A 17,001-nucleotide genomic window follows, 5' to 3' on the forward strand; every position below is an offset into this window, starting at 1 on the left:
GGTAGTTCGCGCTCCGCCCGAACGGTGGATTCGGATCCGCGCACGCGCTGATAGCGTCATTCGCACCCGCTTGGGCCGAGAGGAAGCGATGCCGCGCAACGATCCCGTCGTTTGGCCAACACCACGTGCCCGGACCGCGACCGGGCAGCCGGCGCGGCTTGCGCCTGCGTCCCGGGAGCGGTATCCGCGGGGCGCGACGTCATGAAATCCAACATCGACCGCATGCGCGAGTTCGACCGGGCCTGGAACGAGCGCCGATGGGGCGACGTCGGCAACCTGCTGTCGGAAAAGCTCGCCGCCCATGTCGACTGGCGGGGCGATACCGTCGGCCGCGATGCCTACCTCGAAGCCGAGCGGGCCTTCTGCGATGCCTATCCAGACGTGCGCCTTCACCTGGAGCCCTACGTCTCCATCTTCGCCAGCGCCGACGGACGGCGGACCGCCTCGATCGTACGCGTGACCGGTACCTGCCGAAGCGCCGGGCAGCCTGGCGGTCCGCCACGCACCGTCGGGCGCCCGTTCGACGTGCGCGTGTCGGTGGTGTGCGCCTGGACCAACGGCATTGTCGCCGAGCAGTACCGTTCGAGCGGCGCGATCGCCGCCCTCCTTGCTATCCGGCACGCTGCCGGAGAGCGCCATGAAGGCCGATAGCCGCGCGCGATGGCGTGCCGGCGTGAGCGTTCAATGAGCGAGCCGCCGCAAGCGCCTTCATCGCCGTCGCTGCCGGCCACCTCCGGGCGGCGGCGGTGGCTGCTCGTGGCGGGCCTCCTGCTGGCCGTGGCCGCGGGCCTGTGGCTGGCGTTCCGGCCCGGCGCGGACCAGGTCCAGGGCATGGCCGACGCCGACAGCGTCCACGTCTCGGCCAAGATCACGGCGCGCGTCCAGCGGCTGCACGTGCGCGAGGGCGACCGCGTCCGGGCCGGGCAACTGCTGTTCGAACTCGACAGCCCCGAGGTGGCGGCCAGGCAGCGGCAGGCGCAGGCGGCGCTGGAAGCGGTGGCCGCGCAGGAATCCGTGACGCTGGAAGGCACCCGCTCGGAGGACATCCGCGCGGCCGAGGCCGACTGGCTGCGGGCGGTCGCCGCCAGCGACATCGCGCAGGCCACCGCGCGGCGGCTCGACGCCCTGTCCGCCCGGGGCGTCGTCTCCCAGCAGCAGCGCGACGAGGCGCTGGCCCAGGCGGCGGGTGCCCAGGCGCTGCAGCGGGCCACGCGCGCCCAGTACGACCGGGCGCTGGCTGGGCAGCGCAGGCAGGACCAGGACGCCGCCGCCGCCCAGGTCCGGCAGGCGGAGGCCGCGCTCGCCGAGATCATGGCCTCGGAAACCGAAACGCGCGCCCACGCCCCGCTGGATGCCGAGGTGGAGAAGCGCCTGGCCGAACCCGGCGAACTGGTGCCGGCGGGCTATCCGGTGTTCACCCTCATCGATATCGACCGCCTGTGGGTGGCGCTGAACCTGCGCGAGGACCAGTTCGCCGGCGTCCACGTCGGCCAGGTAATGCGTGGCGATATCCCGGCCCTCGCCGCCACGGGCGTGGCGTTCCGGGTCTACTACATCAGCCCGGCCGGCGACTACGCGACCTGGCGGGCGACGCGCCAGTCGCGCGGCTACGACATCAAGAGCTTCGAGGTGCGGGCGCGCCCGCTGCAGCCGGTGCCGGACTTCCGCCCCGGCATGAGCGTGCTGTTCTCGTGGCCGCCGCGATGATTCCCGCGCGCGTCCTCTCCGGCTTTCTCGACGGTTGGCGCCGGGAGGCCCGTCATCTGCGGGACACGCCGTCCGAACTCGTGCTGATGACGGCGTTCCCCTGCGTCCTGCTGGCCCTCCTGGCCTGGCTGCTGTCGCCGGCGGTCATCCGCGACCTGCCCATCGCCGTGGTGGACCAGGATCGATCCACGCTCAGCCGGGAACTGATCCGTCGCCTGGAGGCCAGCCCGGGGCTGCGCGTCGCCGCGGTGCCGGGCGACGTCCGCGAGGCTTGGTCGCAGGTTCGCCGGATGGACGCGTACGCGGTGGTTCTGATTCCCCCGCTGACTTCGCGCCGGCTCTACCATGACGGTCCGGCGCGGGTGCTGGTCTACTACAACGCCAGTTACCTGACGTCCGGGCAAGGCGCTTCGCGTGATGTTGCGGCCGTGGTCGGCGGGTTGAACGCCCGGATTCTGGAGCGGGACATCGCCAGGATGAGGAGCGCGGCGGCTGCGAGCAGTGCGCCGATCGCGGTGCAGGCCACCACGCTCGGCAACCCGGAGCACAGTTTCGAGCACTTCCTGCTGGCGCTGCTGTTTCCCGGCGTGCTGCACCTGATGGCGAGCCTGGGCATGATCGGCGCCCTGGGGCGGGAACTGTGCGACGGCAGCTTGCGCGCGTGGCTGGCCTCCTCGCCGCATCCGGTGGCGGGCATGGCCGGGAAGCTCGCGCTCTACGTCGTGCTGTACTGGCTGCTCACGTGCGCGAGCCTGGGGTACCTGGCGTTCGTCCACGGAAGCGGGATCGCCGGGAATCCCCTGGTCCTCGGAGCCGGCATTCTCGGGCTGTACCTGGCGAGCGCCGGCGTCGCCCTGCTGTTCGTGGGCGTCGTGCGCGACATGGGCATCGCGCTCTCGCTGAGCGGGCTCTACGTCGGCACGGCGCTGGCGTTCTCCGGCGCCGCCTTCCCGATCACCGGCGCGCCCGTGTTCGCCCGCGTCTGGAACGCGCTGCTGCCGCTGACGGCCTACCTCAAGCTGCAGGCCCAGCAGCTTGACATCGGGTCCCCGGCGATCGACTCGGCCCGCTGGCTGCTGGCGCTGGCCGCGTTCTGCGTGGTGCCCGGCGTCCTGGGCGCGCGACGGCTGCTGCGCGACGCCGGGCACGGACAGGTGATGTCGTGAGCGGGTTCCTCATGGCGCTGCGGCAGGCCCTGCGCGATGTCTTCGCCGACCGCTACGCCACGGCCACGATGATCGGGGCGGTGGTGCTGTACTCGGTCTTCTATCCCGCCGCGTACCGGCACGAAGTGACAATGGATCTTCCCGTGGCCGTCGTGGACCAGGACCACGGACCGATGTCGCGCGGATTCGTCAGGCGCCTGGACGCGGTCCGCACCGTCCGCATCGCCGGCGTCGAGCCGTCCGTGGCCGCCGCCCGGCGAGGCCTGGAGCGGGGGCGGTACGAGGGCATCGTGGTCATTCCCCACGGTTTCGAGCGGGATGTCGCCCGGGGGACGACCGCCCGCCTGGCGGTGCTCGCCAACGGCGCCTACCTCGGTCGCGGCAGCAGCGTCGTGGCGGCCGTCCATGAAGTGGCCGGCGCGACGGCCGCGGACGCGGCCGCCGACGGCCGCCGGTTCGGACACCGGCGGGAGGCGCCGCCCGTCGCCCTGATCCAACGCCCCCTGTTCAACACGCGCGAAGGCTACGGCAGCGGGATGGTGCCCGGCGTGGCCGAGATCATCGTGCATCAGACGCTCGTGGTCGGCACCGGGGTGATCCTCGGCGGCCGCCGGCAGCGCAACGGCGGCAGGCGCCTGCGCTACCGGTTCGCCGAGTGGACCGGCATGCTCGCCGGCTTCGCCTGCATCGGGCTGCCGGCGCTGCTGTACTACGCCGGCTTCACCTTCTGGGTGCAGGACTACCCGCGCGGCGGCAACCCGGCGGCGCTGGCCGTGGTCGCGCCCCTGTACGTGGCCGCCATCCTGACGTTCGGCCTGTTCCTGGGCAGCTTCTTCTCGCGCCGCGAGCACGCGTTCCAGTTCGTCATCGGCACCTCGATCGTCCTGTTCTCCCTGTCCAACCTGACCTGGCCGCTGACGTCCACGCCGCCGGCCTTGGCCGCCCTGGCGAAGCTGCTGCCCACCACGCCCGGCGTCAACGCGCTGGTCAAGGTCAACCAGATGGGCGCGTCCGTGTCCGAGACCCTGCCGCAGATCGTGAATCTGTCGGTCCTGGTGGCGCTGTACGCGTGCCTGGCCGCCTGGCGCTTCCGGCCCGGCTCGAGCGCGCGCGGGCGAGCCGGCTCCTCCGCAATCGATCCCAACCCCAAGGCGAGCAACAAGGAGTTCCCATGTCCGGCATCACACCCTTCGGTTTCTTCCATACCCTGATCAGCCTGGCCGCCGTCGCCGCGGGCATCGCGGCGTTCGTCAGGCACGGCGGGATCGGCCCCCGGAGCAGGGCGGGCGTCGCCTACATCTGGCTCACCATCGCCACCTGCGCGACCGGATTCTTCATCTTCCGCCACGGGGAGTTCGGCCCGCCGCACGCGCTTGGCGTCGTGACGCTCCTGGTCCTGGCGGTGGCCTACGTCGCCGGGCGCGACCGCTTCTCGAGCGGCATCGGTCGATACGTCGAAACGGTCGCCTACTCGACGACCTTCTTCTTCCACATGATTCCCGGCCTCACCGAGACGTTCACCCGCGTGCCCGCGTCGTCGCCCCTCTTCACCGGGCCGGAGGATCCAAGGCTCGTGGCCGCGATCGGCGCGTGCTTCGTGCTGTTCCTGATCGGCGCGACCGTCCAGGTCGTCCGGCTGCGTGGCGCCCGCAGGCGTTCGGCGACCGACCGCACCGCCCCCGGCCATCCCTGAGTTCGACCGGGTACCGGCGGCCGCGCCGCCGTTTCCACGCCGCACACTCCCCAACCGAGCCCATCGCCATGAAGCACATCATCGAAGCCCAGCGCGCGTTCTTCAACACCAACCACACCAAGCCGGTCGAGTTCCGTCGTGCGCAGCTCGAGACGCTGAAATCGCTGATCCAGCGCAACGAGACGGCGCTCGAAGAGGCCATCGACGCCGACTACGGCAAGGGCCGTTTCAACACTTTCATCACCGAGCTCTACGTCGTCTACGACGAGATCGACGTCGCCCTGCGGCAGTTGCCGGACTGGACGCGGCACAGGCCGGTGGCGACCGACCTGCTGAACTCGCCGGGCCAGAGCTACATCGTTCCAGAGCCGCTGGGCGTGAGCCTAGTCATCGGGCCGTGGAACTATCCCTACCAGCTGACGCTGACGCCGATCGTCGCGGCGATCGCCGCCGGCTGCACGGTCGTGCTCAAGCCCAGCGAGCTCACGCCACACAGCAGCGGCCTGATCGCGCGTCTGCTGCGCGAGGCGTTCGATCCGCGCTTCCTGGCGGTCGTCGAGGGCGGGATCCCCGAAACGACGGCACTGCTCGCGGAGAAGTTCGACGTGATCTTCTTCACCGGCAGCGTGCCCGTCGGGAAGATCGTCTACCAGGCCGCCGCCAAACACCTGACCCCGGTGATCCTGGAACTGGGTGGCAAGAGCCCGGCCATCGTGGAGGCCGACGCCAGGCTCGACGTCGCCGTTCGCCGCCTGGTCTGGGCCAAGTTCCTCAATGCCGGACAGACCTGCATCGCGCCGGACTATTTGTGCGTGCATCGCAGCGTCGAGCGGCAGGTGCTGGACCGGATCGCCGAGGAACTGGCCCGGATCGGCTACGACGTGGCGAGCGGCAACTACGCGCGGATCGTCGATCGCCGCAATGCGGCGCGCATCGTCGGACTGATCGAGCCGGACAAGGTGCTGCTGGGCGGCGAGCACGACGTGGACGCGCGCATCATCGTGCCGACGGTCGTCCGCGCCGACTGGGACGATGCGGTGATGCAGGAGGAAATCTTCGGCCCGGTGTTGCCGGTGCTCGTCTACGACACGATCGACGACGTCGTCGACCGCATCAAGGCGCGGCCGAAGCCGCTTGCGCTGTATCTCTTCACGGAGAGCGAAGCCATCAAGGACAAGGTGCTGACCGAGGTCTCCTTCGGCGGCGGCTGCATCAACGATGCGCTCATGCACGTCGCCAACGGCGACCTGCCGTTCGGGGGCGTCGGCGACAGCGGCACGGGCAGCTACCACCGGGAAGCGGGTTTCCGCGCGTTCTCTCATTTCAAGAGCGTGCTCGACCGGCCCTTCGTCGACGACCCGGACCTGAAATACCCGCCCCATACCGAAGAGAAGCTCGCGATGCTCAAGGCGGTCACCGGCATGACGTCGGCGGCTGCGGACGAGGCGGGCGCCGGCCATGCGCGCTAGGGCCGCGGTCGTTCGCCAGGCGCGGGAGGCCTTCGGCTTGGAACTGCTGGACATCGACGAACACGACCTTCGGCCGACCGAAGTCCTCGTCGAACTCGTCGCGACCGGGCTGTGCCATACCGATCTCGCGGCCCGCGACGGCGACTTCCCGATCCCGTTTCCGAGCGTGCTGGGTCACGAAGGCGCCGGCATCGTCGCCGCGGTAGGTCCGGCGGTGACGGCGGTCGCGCCCGGCGACCGGGTCGTCCTCTGTCCGGCCAGCTGCACCGTCTGCGATCAATGCCGTTCGGGACATCCGTCGTATTGCCGACAGATGTGGCCGCTCAACCTGCCCGGCCCGCGTGCGGACGGTTCGTTTCCGTGCCGGGACGCGGCGGGCCATCCCGTCAACGGAGGATTCTTCGGGCAATCGTCGCTGGCGACCGCCTGCATCGCGCACGAAAGCAATGTGGTGAAGATCACCGAGAACGTGCCGCTCGAGCGGCTCGGCCCGCTCGGCTGCGGAATGCAGACCGGCGCGGGCGCCGTGATCAACGTCCTTCGCCCGGCCGCCGGCGAAGGCATCGGCGTCTTCGGCGTCGGGCCGGTCGGGCTCGCCGCGGTGATGGCGGCCAAGGCGGCCGGCTGCCTGCCCATTGTCGCCATCGACATCAACGAGCAGCGATTGGGACAGGCGATGCAGCTCGGCGCGACACACGGCCTGCTCAGCGGCGAGGGCGAGGTGAGCCGCCACATCCTGGACGACATCTGCGCCCAGGGCCTGCACTACAGCATCGACACCACCGGGCGAAACGACGTCATCGAACACGCTATGGCGGCACTGATGCCGCGCGGCCGATGCCTCCTGCTCGCGGTGCCGTCGACGCCGACGCTCGAGATCCCCTGGTCGGTCATGACCGCGGGGCGATCCCTCGAATACGTCCAGGAAGGCGACAGCGTGCCGGGGATACTCATCCCGCAGCTGATCGCGCTGCACCTGGCCGGACTGTTTCCCTTCGACAGGCTCATCCGCTTCTACGAGCTCGACGAACTGGACCGCGCCGTGGCCGACTTCGAGGAGGGGCGCGTCATCAAGGCCGTCATCCGGATGCAGGTCGCACCCACAGACTTGGAGTCGCGCCGCTGATAGCCAAGCATGCCGTCCACATCGTCTGCCGCACTTCTGCCACGTCCGCACCATTGATGTGGCGCTTATGCTCGTCGACTCACAGAGGACTTGTCCGTTCGCACCAGTCAAGCGGTCCGCGTGTGGATTCCAGCGACGCTGGTGCCCCGGCGCCGAGCAGGGCAAAGATGCGTATCGCATCGGACGGCTCGCGCGAGGGAAGGCCTCGGCCGGTCGCTCGTCCAGGTTGACGGCGACGGCCTTGGTTTCGGCACGCGCCGTCGGATCCGGACTCTATGCTTCTGCTTCCTAATAAGTAGCGTCATCGCGACAACGGCAGAGTCCATTGGCCGCTCGTTTCGAGCCACCTGTACTGCGTCAGGAGCATCACCCCGTCAATGCCGCAGGGCACTTTCTCCCAGAATTTTGCCAGCGTCTGACCGACAGCGTTTGGCTCGCCTTGACCCGAGTTTGCCCCACACGTCCGCCGGCGCCAGGGGGTTGATGGCACGCACATCGTCGCGAAGGTAAATCTTTCCCGACAGGGCAAAGCCATGGGCTACATCAATCCGCTTCTGCGGCTGCCGGCAGGTCGGGCATTGCGGGCGCTGCCCGCTGCCGACCGTGCGCGGATCGAGCGCGTGTTGCGCGAACTGCGTGCGCAGGCCGACGCCGAGGCCGAGATCGCGTGGCGGCGCCGGAAGGCGCCGATGGCCTCGTACTGGCGCGCGGTTTCGACGTATGCACGGCATCTCGCGCATGCGCTCTCGGCGCCGCGCCAGTCACCTCGTGGCGAGGGCGTTGATGTGGCACAAAGCCGCGCGACGTTGGAGGCCAGCACAGGGAGGGACGCGCCATGACGCCGCACCTGCTCAGGCTCCGGGGCTTCCGGGGCATCCGTGATGGTCTCGGACGCGAGGAGCTTTCGCTCGACCTGGACCGCCTTGCCGGCAATGCCGCCTTGGTCGCGCTGGTCGGCTGCAACGGCCGCGGCAAGACCACGATCCTCGACAACTTGCATCCATACCTGGCGCTGCCGTCGCGGGCGTCCTCGGCGGGCGCCGGCGGGTTTAGCTACTACGATCACGTGTACCTCCCGGAGAACGAGAAGGAACTGGTTTGGTCTCAGGGAACAGTCCGATATCGCTCCCACATCGTCATCCGCTGCAGTGGTCGGCGCAGGACAGAGGCGTACCTGTTCTCCGACGATGGTGGGCGCTGGATGCCGGTCACGCTCGATGAGGGCACGGTGTCCGACGGGAAGGTGGAGACGTATGCGCGCTGCGTCGCGTCGCTGTGCGGACGCCCGGAGACGTTCTTCGCGTCCGCCTTTTCCGCGCAGGGACAACGGGCGATCAGCCGGTACCGGAATGCCGAGGTCAAGGAACTGCTGGGCGATCTGCTGGGTGAGGGCGAACTGCGGATCTGGGGGCAGCGTGCCACCGAGACGGTGCGTCTGCTCAAGACCGGGTTGTCGGTGCTGCGGCAGCAGGCGGGCGGGGAGGATCGGGAAGTCCGGCGGCTGGAGGACGCGCGGCAGCGGGTGGCCGACGCCCCGGCGCGGCTCGCCGATTGCGTCGTGCGTTGCGAGGGCGCGGCCGTGGCGTTGAGCCACGTACAGCAGGCGCACGCCGCGTGCGTCGCCGAGCAACGACAGGCCGAGGGCGTGGGGCGGGAGCGCGAGCGCCTGCAGGCGCAGCGCGCCGCGCTCATCGCGCAGGGACGGGCGGCGATCGGCGCGCTGGACGCGCAGGACCAGCGCGAGTCGGAGCGCCAGGAAGCGCTGAGGCGGCGGGTCGCGCAGCGGGCGGCCAGGGTGCAGGCGCGGGCGTCGGAGCTGGCGCGGCAGGTCGACGGTCTGCGACGCACGCTTCGGGAAGGGCCGGCGGTGCGCCGGGCCGTGTGCCGGCTTGCGCTCGCCGAGCGGGTGGAGGCGTTGCGCGAAGAGGGCGTGGCGCAGGCGCGCGGGAGGCTGCAGGACTGGCAGACGGCGCGGCAGGCGCTGGCCCGCAACGATGCCCGGCAGTCGGAGATCGAGCAGGCGGCCGGACAGGCCGCGCTGCGGGCGGAGGATCTGCAGCGGCGGTTCGGGCTGACCGCGCAGGTGCCCTGCGCTGGGTCCGACCTGCAGGGGTGCTGCCAACTGCTGGGGGACGCGCATCGTGCCAAGGCGCTGATCCCCGGCGCGCAGGTCCAGGTGAATCGCCTGGCGGCGACGCGGCGGGAACTGGCGGAGGAACAGGCGTCTCTGCGGGCGCGTGTGGAGGCGCTGTCGCCGGCGGGCGACGTGCTGGCGTGGTCCGAGCACGCCCGCGACCTTGCGCGGGCGCGGGTGCGGCGGCTCACGGCGCTGGCGGCACGCGCGCCGGACGTGGAGCACGCCCAGGGATCGCTCAGGGAGGTGGAGCAGGCGCTGGCTGCGCTGGAAGGCGAGCGCCCGGGCGCGTCGTCCGACGAGCGCGACGAGGAGGCCAGGATCGCGTCCGCGCGGCAGGCGATCGCCGAGCAGCGGCGACAACAGGCGGCGGAGTTTCGCGGCGCGCTCGATGCGCTCGACGATGCGCTGCGCGCGTTGCCGGCGCCGTGGCCGCAGGCGCGGCTCGAGCAGAGCGCAGCGACGCTGGCGGAGGCTCGGGCGGCCTCCGAGGCGGCGCAGCGCGCACACGCGGCGGCGCTGCGGGATGCCGAGACGCTGCGAGCGCTGGATGTGCAATTGCGGACGCAGTGCCGGCGGGCGCGCGCGCTGCGCCATCGGGTGGCCTGCGTCGAGGACGCGCTGGGCGTCTGGGCCCTGTTCGCGCGCTGCATGGGGAACGATGGGCTGATCGCGCTGGCCATCGACGATGCCGGGCCGGCGCTGGCAGGCCTGGCCAACGCACTGCTGCTGGCATGCTATGGCCCGCGGTTCACGCTGTCGATCCACACACTGGTCGCGACCGCCAAGGGCGAGGCGCGCGAGGGGTTCGAGATCGAGGTGCACGATGCCGATGCTGGGCAGTCCAAGCCGGTGGCGCTGGTCAGCGGCGGCGAACGGGTCTGGATCGATGCGTGTCTGACCCGTGCGGTCGCGCTGTACCTCGCGCAACAGGGCGGGAGCCGCTACGAGACGCTGTTCTCGGACGAGGCGGATGGCGCGCTGGACCCGGAGCGCAAGCGGATGTGGATGGCGATGAAGCGCGAAGTGCTGCAACTGGGTGGGTACGCGCGCGAGTACTTCATTTCGCAGGCGCCGGAACTGGCGGCGATGGCCGACGGGGTGATCGACCTGGACGCGATGGCAACGGGTTCGGAGCCGGTCGGCGCTTGTGTGGATGCGTAGCTGGTCATGGGCAACCCCGACTCGCCAGGTCGCACGTTTCTCCCCTTACCGTTGCCCAAGGTCTTTCAGACATGAACGTTCCTACTGCTGGCGAACATCGACACAACCGGCGGCCTACCTGCATGCCCGTCGGTCCGGGAGCGCTGTCCCTGGTCCTGCTCGCGGTCCTTGCCGCGTCGGCGCAGGCCGAAGCCCCGAGCCCGGACGCACGCCGGCTCCCCATCGGGGCGAGCATCGAGGCATCGGGCTTCGCCACGATCCTGACGGCGCCGCCGGCGCCTTATCCGGACCAGCCGCCAGCGTCCAACAGGGATTGGGTGGACCCGGACACCGCCATGCGAAGGGAAATGAACGCCAATCCCCCCGAGGCCGCGCACGAGGCCGCCCTGGCGCTCGCCAGGAAGCTGGAAGCGGGGGAAGGACGAAACTACATCGGCGTGCGCATCGTCCGCGATCCCGATCCGCGCTTCGCCTTCCAGTTCCGGACAGATGCCGCCGCGACGCTTGCGCGATACACCGACGATCCTCGCTTCGTCGCCGTCGAGGGCGGGGTACCCGTGGCGGAGCTTCGGCCGCTGGCCGACGAGTGGAATGCGCGCTTTGCGCCGCATCGGCTTGGTGTCGGCAATGTCTACGAGTTCGACGGGGTGGTGCGATTCGACATGCAGGTCGATGAGGCCACGTTCCGGGCGATCGCCGAGGCCGAGGGCTGGCGCCTGCCCGAACGGGTCGAACTGGTCTTCACACCGGCCCCGAACCCGAGCGCACTCGATCCCGCACTCGAACCTTTAGTGCGCATCATGCCGAGGCACGATCGGGTGCCCGGTGCGGTTCTTCAGGCGTTGATGTCGGGGCACGTTCTTCTGCGTGATGGCTGTTTCCGGCTCGCCGCGCAGGCGCCAGACTCCGAAGAGGCGCTGGTCATCTTCGACCGCGACATCGCGCTGGTTCTGGATGACGAGGGCTACATGGCCCTGCAAGGGTCTCGCACGGACCAACCGCTCCCGCGCATCGGAGAGCCCATGACCTGGGCAGGACCGCGCGGAGTTGACGAGCGCGATGCCGGCGTGGGGGCGCTTCGCGCCGCATGCGGTGAAGGCGAGATCGTGAGCGTCGGCACGCCATCGAGCGCGCACCATTCCCGCGTCCGGCCTTGGATTCTCGATCAACTGGTGCGCGACCACGGCATGACACGCCAGGAGGCCTGGGATGCGCTCAGACGCTGCTGGGCGCTTGCGGATGAAGCCGGCCTGGCTGTGCATGCGTCCCAGGCGGTAGGCGAGCAATGCGGCCTGCCGCCTTCGTATCTCTGAGCATCAAGCCGGGGTGCCGCAGGCTGTGCGTGATCCCCCTCCCGTGCGGGAAGGGGGATCGGACGGTCAGTGGAACTCCCGAGGTTCGATCGTCGCGCCCCGCATGAAAGCCACGTACGCACCGGCCTTGCCGATGTCGTGGAACCGCGCGACGTCAGCGCCTTGGTGGGTCACGCACCATGGCAGCGTCTCTTCACCCGTCGGCTGGATCAGCAGGTTCGGGATCAGATACGCCGGATGCCGATAGACGGTGTCGCCGCTGCGCCAGTCGATGATGCACAGGATGTTCGCCGTCAGGATGGCGGAGCCGCCGTGTTCTCCGGGGTGGATCAGCAGCGGCACCTTGAGCCAGCCCGTAGACCGGCCGATGGTGCCGACGACGTCGTGTTCCTCGAGCCAGGCGGTGCCGGTGTTGGAATTGCCGAGCACCAGGCGCAGCGTGTTCCGGGATCGGCGGTAGGCCTCCAGGATCTTCCGCACCTTCGGCACGGTGCCCGGATCGAAGTAGGTGCGCAGGCTGTAGCGGGAGCGGCCCCAGGCGGCCACGGCGGCGCGATACCTGTCGTAGCCGGCCAGCGCGGCGTAATCGCCCTCGGCGAAAGCAAGTTCAGGGCGCTTCATCAGCTGCGCGATCTGGTTGGCGTGGTCGCGGGCGTTGTTGTATCCCAGACACGAGTAGCCCTCACCGGCGGGGAGGACGTAGCAGTGCCGGTCCGGCTTCAGCCGGACCGCGCGCTCGGGTTGCGTGGTACTGGACATGGGAACCTCCAATGAAAAAGCGCCGGCCCGGAGGCGCGGCGCTATGGGGAACAGCGAGTTGGAGCTCGGCGTGCGGCGGTCAGGCGATCATCGGCGGGTGGCACCGGAGATGGTTGCCGCGGCGCAGGACCTGGTCCTCCGCGATGGCGTCGATGAATGTGCCCGGCACCGGGACTGAAAGCGCGGCCAATGCATCGACGACGCTGTCGATGTCCGACCAGTCGCGGCGCGGGTCGAGGTGACTCGCATAAATCACGACGTTGTCGAGACGACTGTGGGCGTCGGGATCCTCCCAGACCTGCAGGTAGAGCGAGTGCAGGGGACGGTCGTAGCCAGCCACCACGTACACCGGCGCATCTTGCCGGACGCTGCGTACGACGTGCCGGCTCATATGGTCTGCTCTCCGCCGTCGTCGCCGAACAGCGGCAGGCCATCGACGATGCCGGCGTCGGGGTCGAACATCAGCCAGACGATCTTGGCGCGAACCGCCAGGGCGAAGACCTTGGCGAGATCCGGCTCGGCAGGCACCGCGTACCCGGGCGAGCCGACGTAGACCAGGCCGCCCGTATCGTGCGGGTAGGCGTGCACGGAAAGGGCGTTCTGCAGCAGTTTGCGTCGGGTGTCCGGGCAGAGGTGCCGCAGCGAGATCGCAGCGAGCAGCTCGCCAAACTGGGACAAGTTCTCCGGAGGGACGTCACGCATCGGGATCGCCTCCTTCCGCAACGCATGCGGGCTGCGGACCCCGGCCGCGTCCTCGATCGGTACGAGGGGCGTCGTGATCCGGTGGTGCACCGGTCGAAGAACCGCAAAAGTATGCATCGGACATGGCACTGCTCCTTCCAGGGCTGAGGAAGGGCACACGCACCCCACCGGGGCGATATGCCCCGGCGGGGAACGGCAGGTACGGCCTGCCGGTCGACTTCAGGATGACACCGGCGCGGTTAAGCCAGGCGCAGTGTCTCGCTCGGCAGCGTGCTCCCCGGGCGCGGCCGCTTCGGCGGCTGCGCGTCGGGCCACGCATCGGGCGGACGGACGTCTGGCCGCAGTTGCGAGCGCGCATCCACTGGGCCCGGCTCAGCCTGCCCAAGGGGCAGTCCGGGCCGTCACGGGCCGGACCGCGTGGAACGCTGGAATCGCGTTCATCCGTCCAGGACGGAGCGACGGAAGGCATGCGCCCCGGGGGAGCGGCCGGCCCGGAAAGTCGCGGCTACACCCACCCCCGCGCAGCGAGGGAGACGGTCTTGCCGGCCCCGGCCACGAAGTGGTCGAGCAGGCGTACGTCGACCAGTGCCAACGCTTGCTTGAGCCGCATGGTGATGGCGCGGTCTGCGGCGCTGGGCTCTGGGTTTCCGCTCGGGTGGTTGTGAGCCACGCAAACGGCCGCGGCATTGTGTCGCAAGGCCTGTTTGACGACCTCGCGCGGATGGACTTCGGTGAAATCGATCGTGCCCTGAAACAGCTCTTCGGCACAGATCAACCGATGATGCGTGTCCAGGAACAAGGCAACGAAGACCTCGCGTTCCTTGCCGAGGAAGTAGAGCGACAGCCATTGGCGGACCAGATCCGGCGACGACAGGCAGGGTGCCTCGGTGAGACGGCTGGAAAGGTCTCTCAGCAAGATTTCCCGCGCGATGCCGAGGCGTTCGGCCAGCAGCGACTGGCGATTGCGTTCGCTCGCGCGGCGCGGTGCAAGCAGTTGATCGATGAGATCCTGACGGGACATGTTTGCGTACAGCGTCATTGGCGTTCTCCATGTGAAATGGGAACGCAACTGCACGGGAGCGGGCGCTCCCGTAGGGATGGCAAGACAACAATCGGACGTGGGCGGGTATCGACCGCGACGCCGGACTTGGCCGGACCGCCGCTCGCAGAGGAGCAGGCAGGACGTGATCGCAGTTTGGAAGACGCCATGGAACGCGACAAGACGCCACACGGTGGCGCCATGCGAAAGGGCGGTCTGGATCGGCCGAACTGGGCAGGCGTCGGCCATGATTCGTCCCGGTGATGCGCGGAAGCGGTCCGGCCCCCAGACATGCCTGAGGAGCCGAACCGACCGTGTCGATCAATGCAGCGTCCGCTTCGCCTTGCGGCCCAGCTCAACCACCTGGATGCGACGCCAGCTGCCGTCGTCGATCAGGTCTTCCAGGGTTGCTGCTAGTGAGGTGAAGTCGATCTGATCGACGCGGCGATGAACGTCTCCGTCTCGGCGGAGCTCCACGACATACAGATCCAGGCCTCGGTCGTAGACGATGGCCGCCTGCCCCGCGTACTTGACGGTGCTCACGTGGAAGATGATTGCCGGCGGGGTGTCGATGATCCCAGCCGGTGCCGGATCGACGCTCGAGAAGTCGCGGGCGTTCGCGTCCGCCAGCATGTTCGCGATCGTGCGGAACCCGTCGGGTGCGGGCAGTTCTTCCACCTGGTGGATGAGGTCGGCCAACTCGGGGCAACGGGCCTCTGGCAGCGGCAGCTTGATCATGCGGCGGCCCAGGACGACGGTACTCACGGTGTAGCTGCGGCCGTCCTCCATGTGCTGCGTCTCCTCGATGGGTTTGTCGATGCGTTCGCCACTGAAATCGCGCCGCGCATAGGGAACCACTTGCACCTTGGTGCCCGGCTCGGGATCTTCGGTGGCCAGGTGTCTGTCGACGGCGGCAAACGAGATTCTGCCGGTCTTGATGATCAGCGCCTCGTCGGTCTTGGCGATGACGGTGCCTTGGAATGGTTGCGGATCGATATGCAGCCCGATCGGCGAGATGTGGGCGTGGCCGTCGTAGACGCGGTAGTGGATGTTGCCGACGTTGCGCGGGAGATGGTCGGCGACCAGGGATGGCAGCAGCGCGCGGAGGGTTTCGCGGTTCATGTGCGGGCTCCTAAAAAAAGGAGGGCCCGCCACGAGGGCAAGCCCTCGTGGACTGAACAGGTGTTGCGAATCGCGCATCGGTCGGATGCGCACGATGACGTCCGTGCGTCGGCCGGTGCCGCGCCGAAAGGGACGCAGCACCGGTGCTTGCAGGAGACAGAGACGATTCAACAGATCTGGAAGCCGCCGCAGTCGCGCAGGAAGGCTTCGAACTCCGCTACGTTCTCGACGCAGAAGGGGTAGTGCGACTCGAACGCCTGGACCTTGCCTGCGCCTTTGCAGCCGTTGCAGAGCAGCGGGCCGGGGCCGATCTCGGGCGGGTTTGCGCGATGACCGGTGCCGGCGCAGATATCGCACGGTTCCAGCGGCAGGGAGCGGCGGCGTTGCTCGTACTTCTCGGCGTACGCGCGCGCGTGTCCGGATGCGATTGCCGCGGCCAGCTTGTCTGCCAGTGAGCGTGCCTTGCGGCGGTTTAGCCCCCAACCATCGTTGGAGTGCCCGAGGTTGTTGCCCGGAATGAGCTCAGGAGCGAGGGACTCGCAGTAGGTCCAGAGCGGATGCCACCACCAGACGTTGTTTCTGAAATACTGGCCGCGTTCGGAGATCGGGGCGTTGCCATATACATCCATACCCATGTTCGTGACTCCAGAAAGGGGAGCGCCCCTCGGGAGACGGATGGGTGGGTTGTCTGACAGTCAGGACGCTCCGGACGGAAACAGGGGCATCCGCCCGACAGGGCGCGAAGGCCCCACCGGGGTACAACGGTTCCGGGACCCGCCGCGGTGGCGGCGGACGGCAGCTGCGCCATGGGGCGCCGGAACATGCTGCACAAGCGGTATCGACACGCGGCCAGGAGCGGTCGCATGCGAATGAAGCGATTGCAGATCGCGTTGGTTGCGATGTGAGGGCGAACGCATCACGCACCACCGGATACCGGCTTGGGGTGCGTGAGCGTTCTCTTGGCCGGCGTCAGCCGGTGTCTTGCGCGGACTGCCGATCGGGCGTTGCCTTGTCGGTGGCCGAAGACTTCTTGCGTACGGGCGGCTTGACGTGCCGGACCGCGGGTTCCTGCTTCGCCTCCAGAAGCAGCGAGGCGAGCGCGATATCCGTGCCGCGCGCCATGCCACCGGCCAGCAACCTGAGCGGCACTACGAACACGAGACGGAAGAGCCAGCGCACCGCCTGGGCGATGCGACGATTGCGTTCCTCGCGAACCTTGTGGGTTCGCAGGGACTCCCTGCAGCACAGGAACAGCGCCAGATGCGCGCGTTTGAGTTCCGGATCCCTGTCGAGCTGGGCGACGACTTCGGCCGCCAGCGTCGACTCTTTGCTCACCCGGGCGTAGAAGCTGGCCCAGGCTTTTCTTTCCTCTGCGTTCGAACCCGAAGACGGGCGGGAACGTGGATGGTCTGTCGTCATGTGCTTTCTCCGGGTAGAGGGAGCACACCCCCGTGGGGAGAGGCTCCACGGGACAGGATCCGGGGCGACGCGGTGCTCGCGCCGATGGATCGGACAGTGCGCGTCGCTCCCCGAATCGTCGGAGAGACGGCGGCGGATACAGCGTCTGTTCCTCCCGGTATTCAGGGAGTAGAGGCTAGGCGGTCGCA

The 17,001-nt window shown here is 69.0% G+C and carries 17 protein-coding genes; 10 read left to right on the forward strand and 7 right to left on the reverse strand.

All coding sequences use genetic code 11. The features are described 5' to 3' along the window. Nucleotides 1-201: 201 nt before the first annotated feature. The 10 genes from LDO26_RS01000 to LDO26_RS01045 all read left to right on the forward strand — a co-directional run bounded on the left by LDO26_RS01000 (nucleotide 202) and on the right by LDO26_RS01045 (nucleotide 11,772). Complete coding sequence (locus LDO26_RS01000; protein ID WP_232129205.1) at nucleotides 202-651, forward strand: ester cyclase; 450 nt, start codon at nucleotides 202-204, stop codon at nucleotides 649-651. 105 nt (nucleotides 652-756) lie between these two features. Beyond that, nucleotides 757-1,707, forward strand: coding sequence for an HlyD family secretion protein (locus tag LDO26_RS01005; protein ID WP_232129206.1), 951 nt, complete (start codon nucleotides 757-759; stop codon nucleotides 1,705-1,707). Then, the gene (locus LDO26_RS01010; RefSeq protein WP_232129207.1) at nucleotides 1,692-2,873 is read left to right on the forward strand and encodes an ABC transporter permease; all 1,182 of its coding nucleotides are present in this window, start codon (nucleotides 1,692-1,694) and stop codon (nucleotides 2,871-2,873) included. The genes LDO26_RS01005 and LDO26_RS01010 overlap by 16 nt, the downstream gene beginning before the upstream one ends. 11 nt (nucleotides 2,874-2,884) lie before the next feature. Continuing rightward, a complete protein-coding gene (locus LDO26_RS01015) occupies nucleotides 2,885-4,084 on the forward strand; it encodes an ABC transporter permease (RefSeq protein WP_232129208.1) in 1,200 nt (399 codons plus the stop codon). Further along, nucleotides 4,045-4,566, forward strand: a complete 522-nt coding sequence (locus tag LDO26_RS01020) for a hypothetical protein (RefSeq protein WP_232129209.1) — start codon at nucleotides 4,045-4,047, stop codon at nucleotides 4,564-4,566. Before LDO26_RS01015 ends, LDO26_RS01020 begins: the two co-directional genes overlap by 40 nt. A gap of 68 nt (nucleotides 4,567-4,634) precedes the next feature. After that, a complete protein-coding gene (locus tag LDO26_RS01025) occupies nucleotides 4,635-6,035 on the forward strand; it encodes an aldehyde dehydrogenase family protein (protein ID WP_232129210.1) in 1,401 nt (466 codons plus the stop codon). 37 nt (nucleotides 6,036-6,072) lie between these two features. Next, nucleotides 6,073-7,161 (forward strand): NAD(P)-dependent alcohol dehydrogenase, encoded by a 1,089-nt coding sequence (locus LDO26_RS01030; RefSeq protein ID WP_232129211.1) that lies wholly within the window; start codon nucleotides 6,073-6,075, stop codon nucleotides 7,159-7,161. A gap of 533 nt (nucleotides 7,162-7,694) precedes the next feature. Beyond that, complete coding sequence (locus LDO26_RS01035; RefSeq protein ID WP_232129212.1) at nucleotides 7,695-8,000, forward strand: hypothetical protein; 306 nt, start codon at nucleotides 7,695-7,697, stop codon at nucleotides 7,998-8,000. Next, nucleotides 7,997-10,459 (forward strand): hypothetical protein, encoded by a 2,463-nt coding sequence (locus LDO26_RS01040; RefSeq protein WP_232129213.1) that lies wholly within the window; start codon nucleotides 7,997-7,999, stop codon nucleotides 10,457-10,459. Before LDO26_RS01035 ends, LDO26_RS01040 begins: the two co-directional genes overlap by 4 nt. A gap of 122 nt (nucleotides 10,460-10,581) precedes the next feature. After that, nucleotides 10,582-11,772 (forward strand): hypothetical protein, encoded by a 1,191-nt coding sequence (locus LDO26_RS01045; protein WP_232129214.1) that lies wholly within the window; start codon nucleotides 10,582-10,584, stop codon nucleotides 11,770-11,772. Nucleotides 11,773-11,838: 66 nt separating this feature from the next. Here LDO26_RS01045 and LDO26_RS01050 read toward each other — a convergent pair whose 3' ends face one another. From LDO26_RS01050 to LDO26_RS01080, 7 genes are all read right to left on the reverse strand, one after another. After that, complete coding sequence (locus tag LDO26_RS01050) at nucleotides 11,839-12,531, reverse strand: hypothetical protein (protein WP_232129215.1); 693 nt, start codon at nucleotides 12,529-12,531, stop codon at nucleotides 11,839-11,841. A gap of 79 nt (nucleotides 12,532-12,610) precedes the next feature. Further along, nucleotides 12,611-12,922, reverse strand: coding sequence for a hypothetical protein (locus tag LDO26_RS01055; RefSeq protein ID WP_232129216.1), 312 nt, complete (start codon nucleotides 12,920-12,922; stop codon nucleotides 12,611-12,613). Next, on the reverse strand, nucleotides 12,919-13,350 hold the full coding sequence (locus tag LDO26_RS01060) for a DUF5983 family protein (RefSeq protein WP_232129217.1): 432 nt from the start codon (nucleotides 13,348-13,350) through the stop codon (nucleotides 12,919-12,921). The genes LDO26_RS01055 and LDO26_RS01060 overlap by 4 nt, the downstream gene beginning before the upstream one ends. 388 nt (nucleotides 13,351-13,738) lie before the next feature. Then, entirely contained in the window at nucleotides 13,739-14,272 is a 534-nt protein-coding gene (radC, locus tag LDO26_RS01065) for a RadC family protein (protein WP_343226141.1), read from the reverse strand. 321 nt (nucleotides 14,273-14,593) lie between these two features. Continuing rightward, the gene (locus LDO26_RS01070) at nucleotides 14,594-15,394 is read right to left on the reverse strand and encodes a GTPase (protein ID WP_232129218.1); all 801 of its coding nucleotides are present in this window, start codon (nucleotides 15,392-15,394) and stop codon (nucleotides 14,594-14,596) included. A 167-nt stretch (nucleotides 15,395-15,561) separates the two neighbouring features. Beyond that, nucleotides 15,562-16,023 carry a hypothetical protein gene (locus LDO26_RS01075; RefSeq protein WP_232129219.1) on the reverse strand — a complete coding sequence of 154 codons (462 nt, stop codon included), beginning with the start codon at nucleotides 16,021-16,023 and terminating at the stop codon, nucleotides 15,562-15,564. Nucleotides 16,024-16,363: 340 nt separating this feature from the next. After that, nucleotides 16,364-16,813: a hypothetical protein gene (locus LDO26_RS01080; RefSeq protein ID WP_232129220.1), complete on the reverse strand. Its 450-nt coding sequence runs from the start codon at nucleotides 16,811-16,813 to the stop codon at nucleotides 16,364-16,366. Nucleotides 16,814-17,001: the final 188 nt, after the last annotated feature.

This window comes from Proluteimonas luteida (assembly GCF_021191695.1).
In the GTDB taxonomy this organism is placed as follows: domain Bacteria; phylum Pseudomonadota; class Gammaproteobacteria; order Xanthomonadales; family Xanthomonadaceae; genus Luteimonas; species Luteimonas luteida.

Bases quoted from the DNA above. Each gene is read 5' to 3' on its own strand.
- LDO26_RS01035 (WP_232129212.1), top strand. From the start codon at position 7,695: ATGGGCTACATCAATCCGCTTCTGCGGCTGCCGGCAGGTCGGGCATTG.
- LDO26_RS01015 (WP_232129208.1), top strand. From the start codon at position 2,885: ATGGCGCTGCGGCAGGCCCTGCGCGATGTCTTCGCCGACCGCTACGCC.
- LDO26_RS01000 (WP_232129205.1), top strand. From the start codon at position 202: ATGAAATCCAACATCGACCGCATGCGCGAGTTCGACCGGGCCTGGAAC.
- LDO26_RS01070 (WP_232129218.1), bottom strand. From the start codon at position 15,394: ATGAACCGCGAAACCCTCCGCGCGCTGCTGCCATCCCTGGTCGCCGAC.
- LDO26_RS01020 (WP_232129209.1), top strand. From the start codon at position 4,045: ATGTCCGGCATCACACCCTTCGGTTTCTTCCATACCCTGATCAGCCTG.
- LDO26_RS01050 (WP_232129215.1), bottom strand. From the start codon at position 12,531: ATGTCCAGTACCACGCAACCCGAGCGCGCGGTCCGGCTGAAGCCGGAC.
- radC (WP_343226141.1), bottom strand. From the start codon at position 14,272: ATGACGCTGTACGCAAACATGTCCCGTCAGGATCTCATCGATCAACTG.
- LDO26_RS01045 (WP_232129214.1), top strand. From the start codon at position 10,582: ATGCCCGTCGGTCCGGGAGCGCTGTCCCTGGTCCTGCTCGCGGTCCTT.
- LDO26_RS01055 (WP_232129216.1), bottom strand. From the start codon at position 12,922: ATGAGCCGGCACGTCGTACGCAGCGTCCGGCAAGATGCGCCGGTGTAC.
- LDO26_RS01025 (WP_232129210.1), top strand. From the start codon at position 4,635: ATGAAGCACATCATCGAAGCCCAGCGCGCGTTCTTCAACACCAACCAC.
- LDO26_RS01060 (WP_232129217.1), bottom strand. From the start codon at position 13,350: ATGCATACTTTTGCGGTTCTTCGACCGGTGCACCACCGGATCACGACG.
- LDO26_RS01075 (WP_232129219.1), bottom strand. From the start codon at position 16,023: ATGGATGTATATGGCAACGCCCCGATCTCCGAACGCGGCCAGTATTTC.
- LDO26_RS01080 (WP_232129220.1), bottom strand. From the start codon at position 16,813: ATGACGACAGACCATCCACGTTCCCGCCCGTCTTCGGGTTCGAACGCA.
- LDO26_RS01040 (WP_232129213.1), top strand. From the start codon at position 7,997: ATGACGCCGCACCTGCTCAGGCTCCGGGGCTTCCGGGGCATCCGTGAT.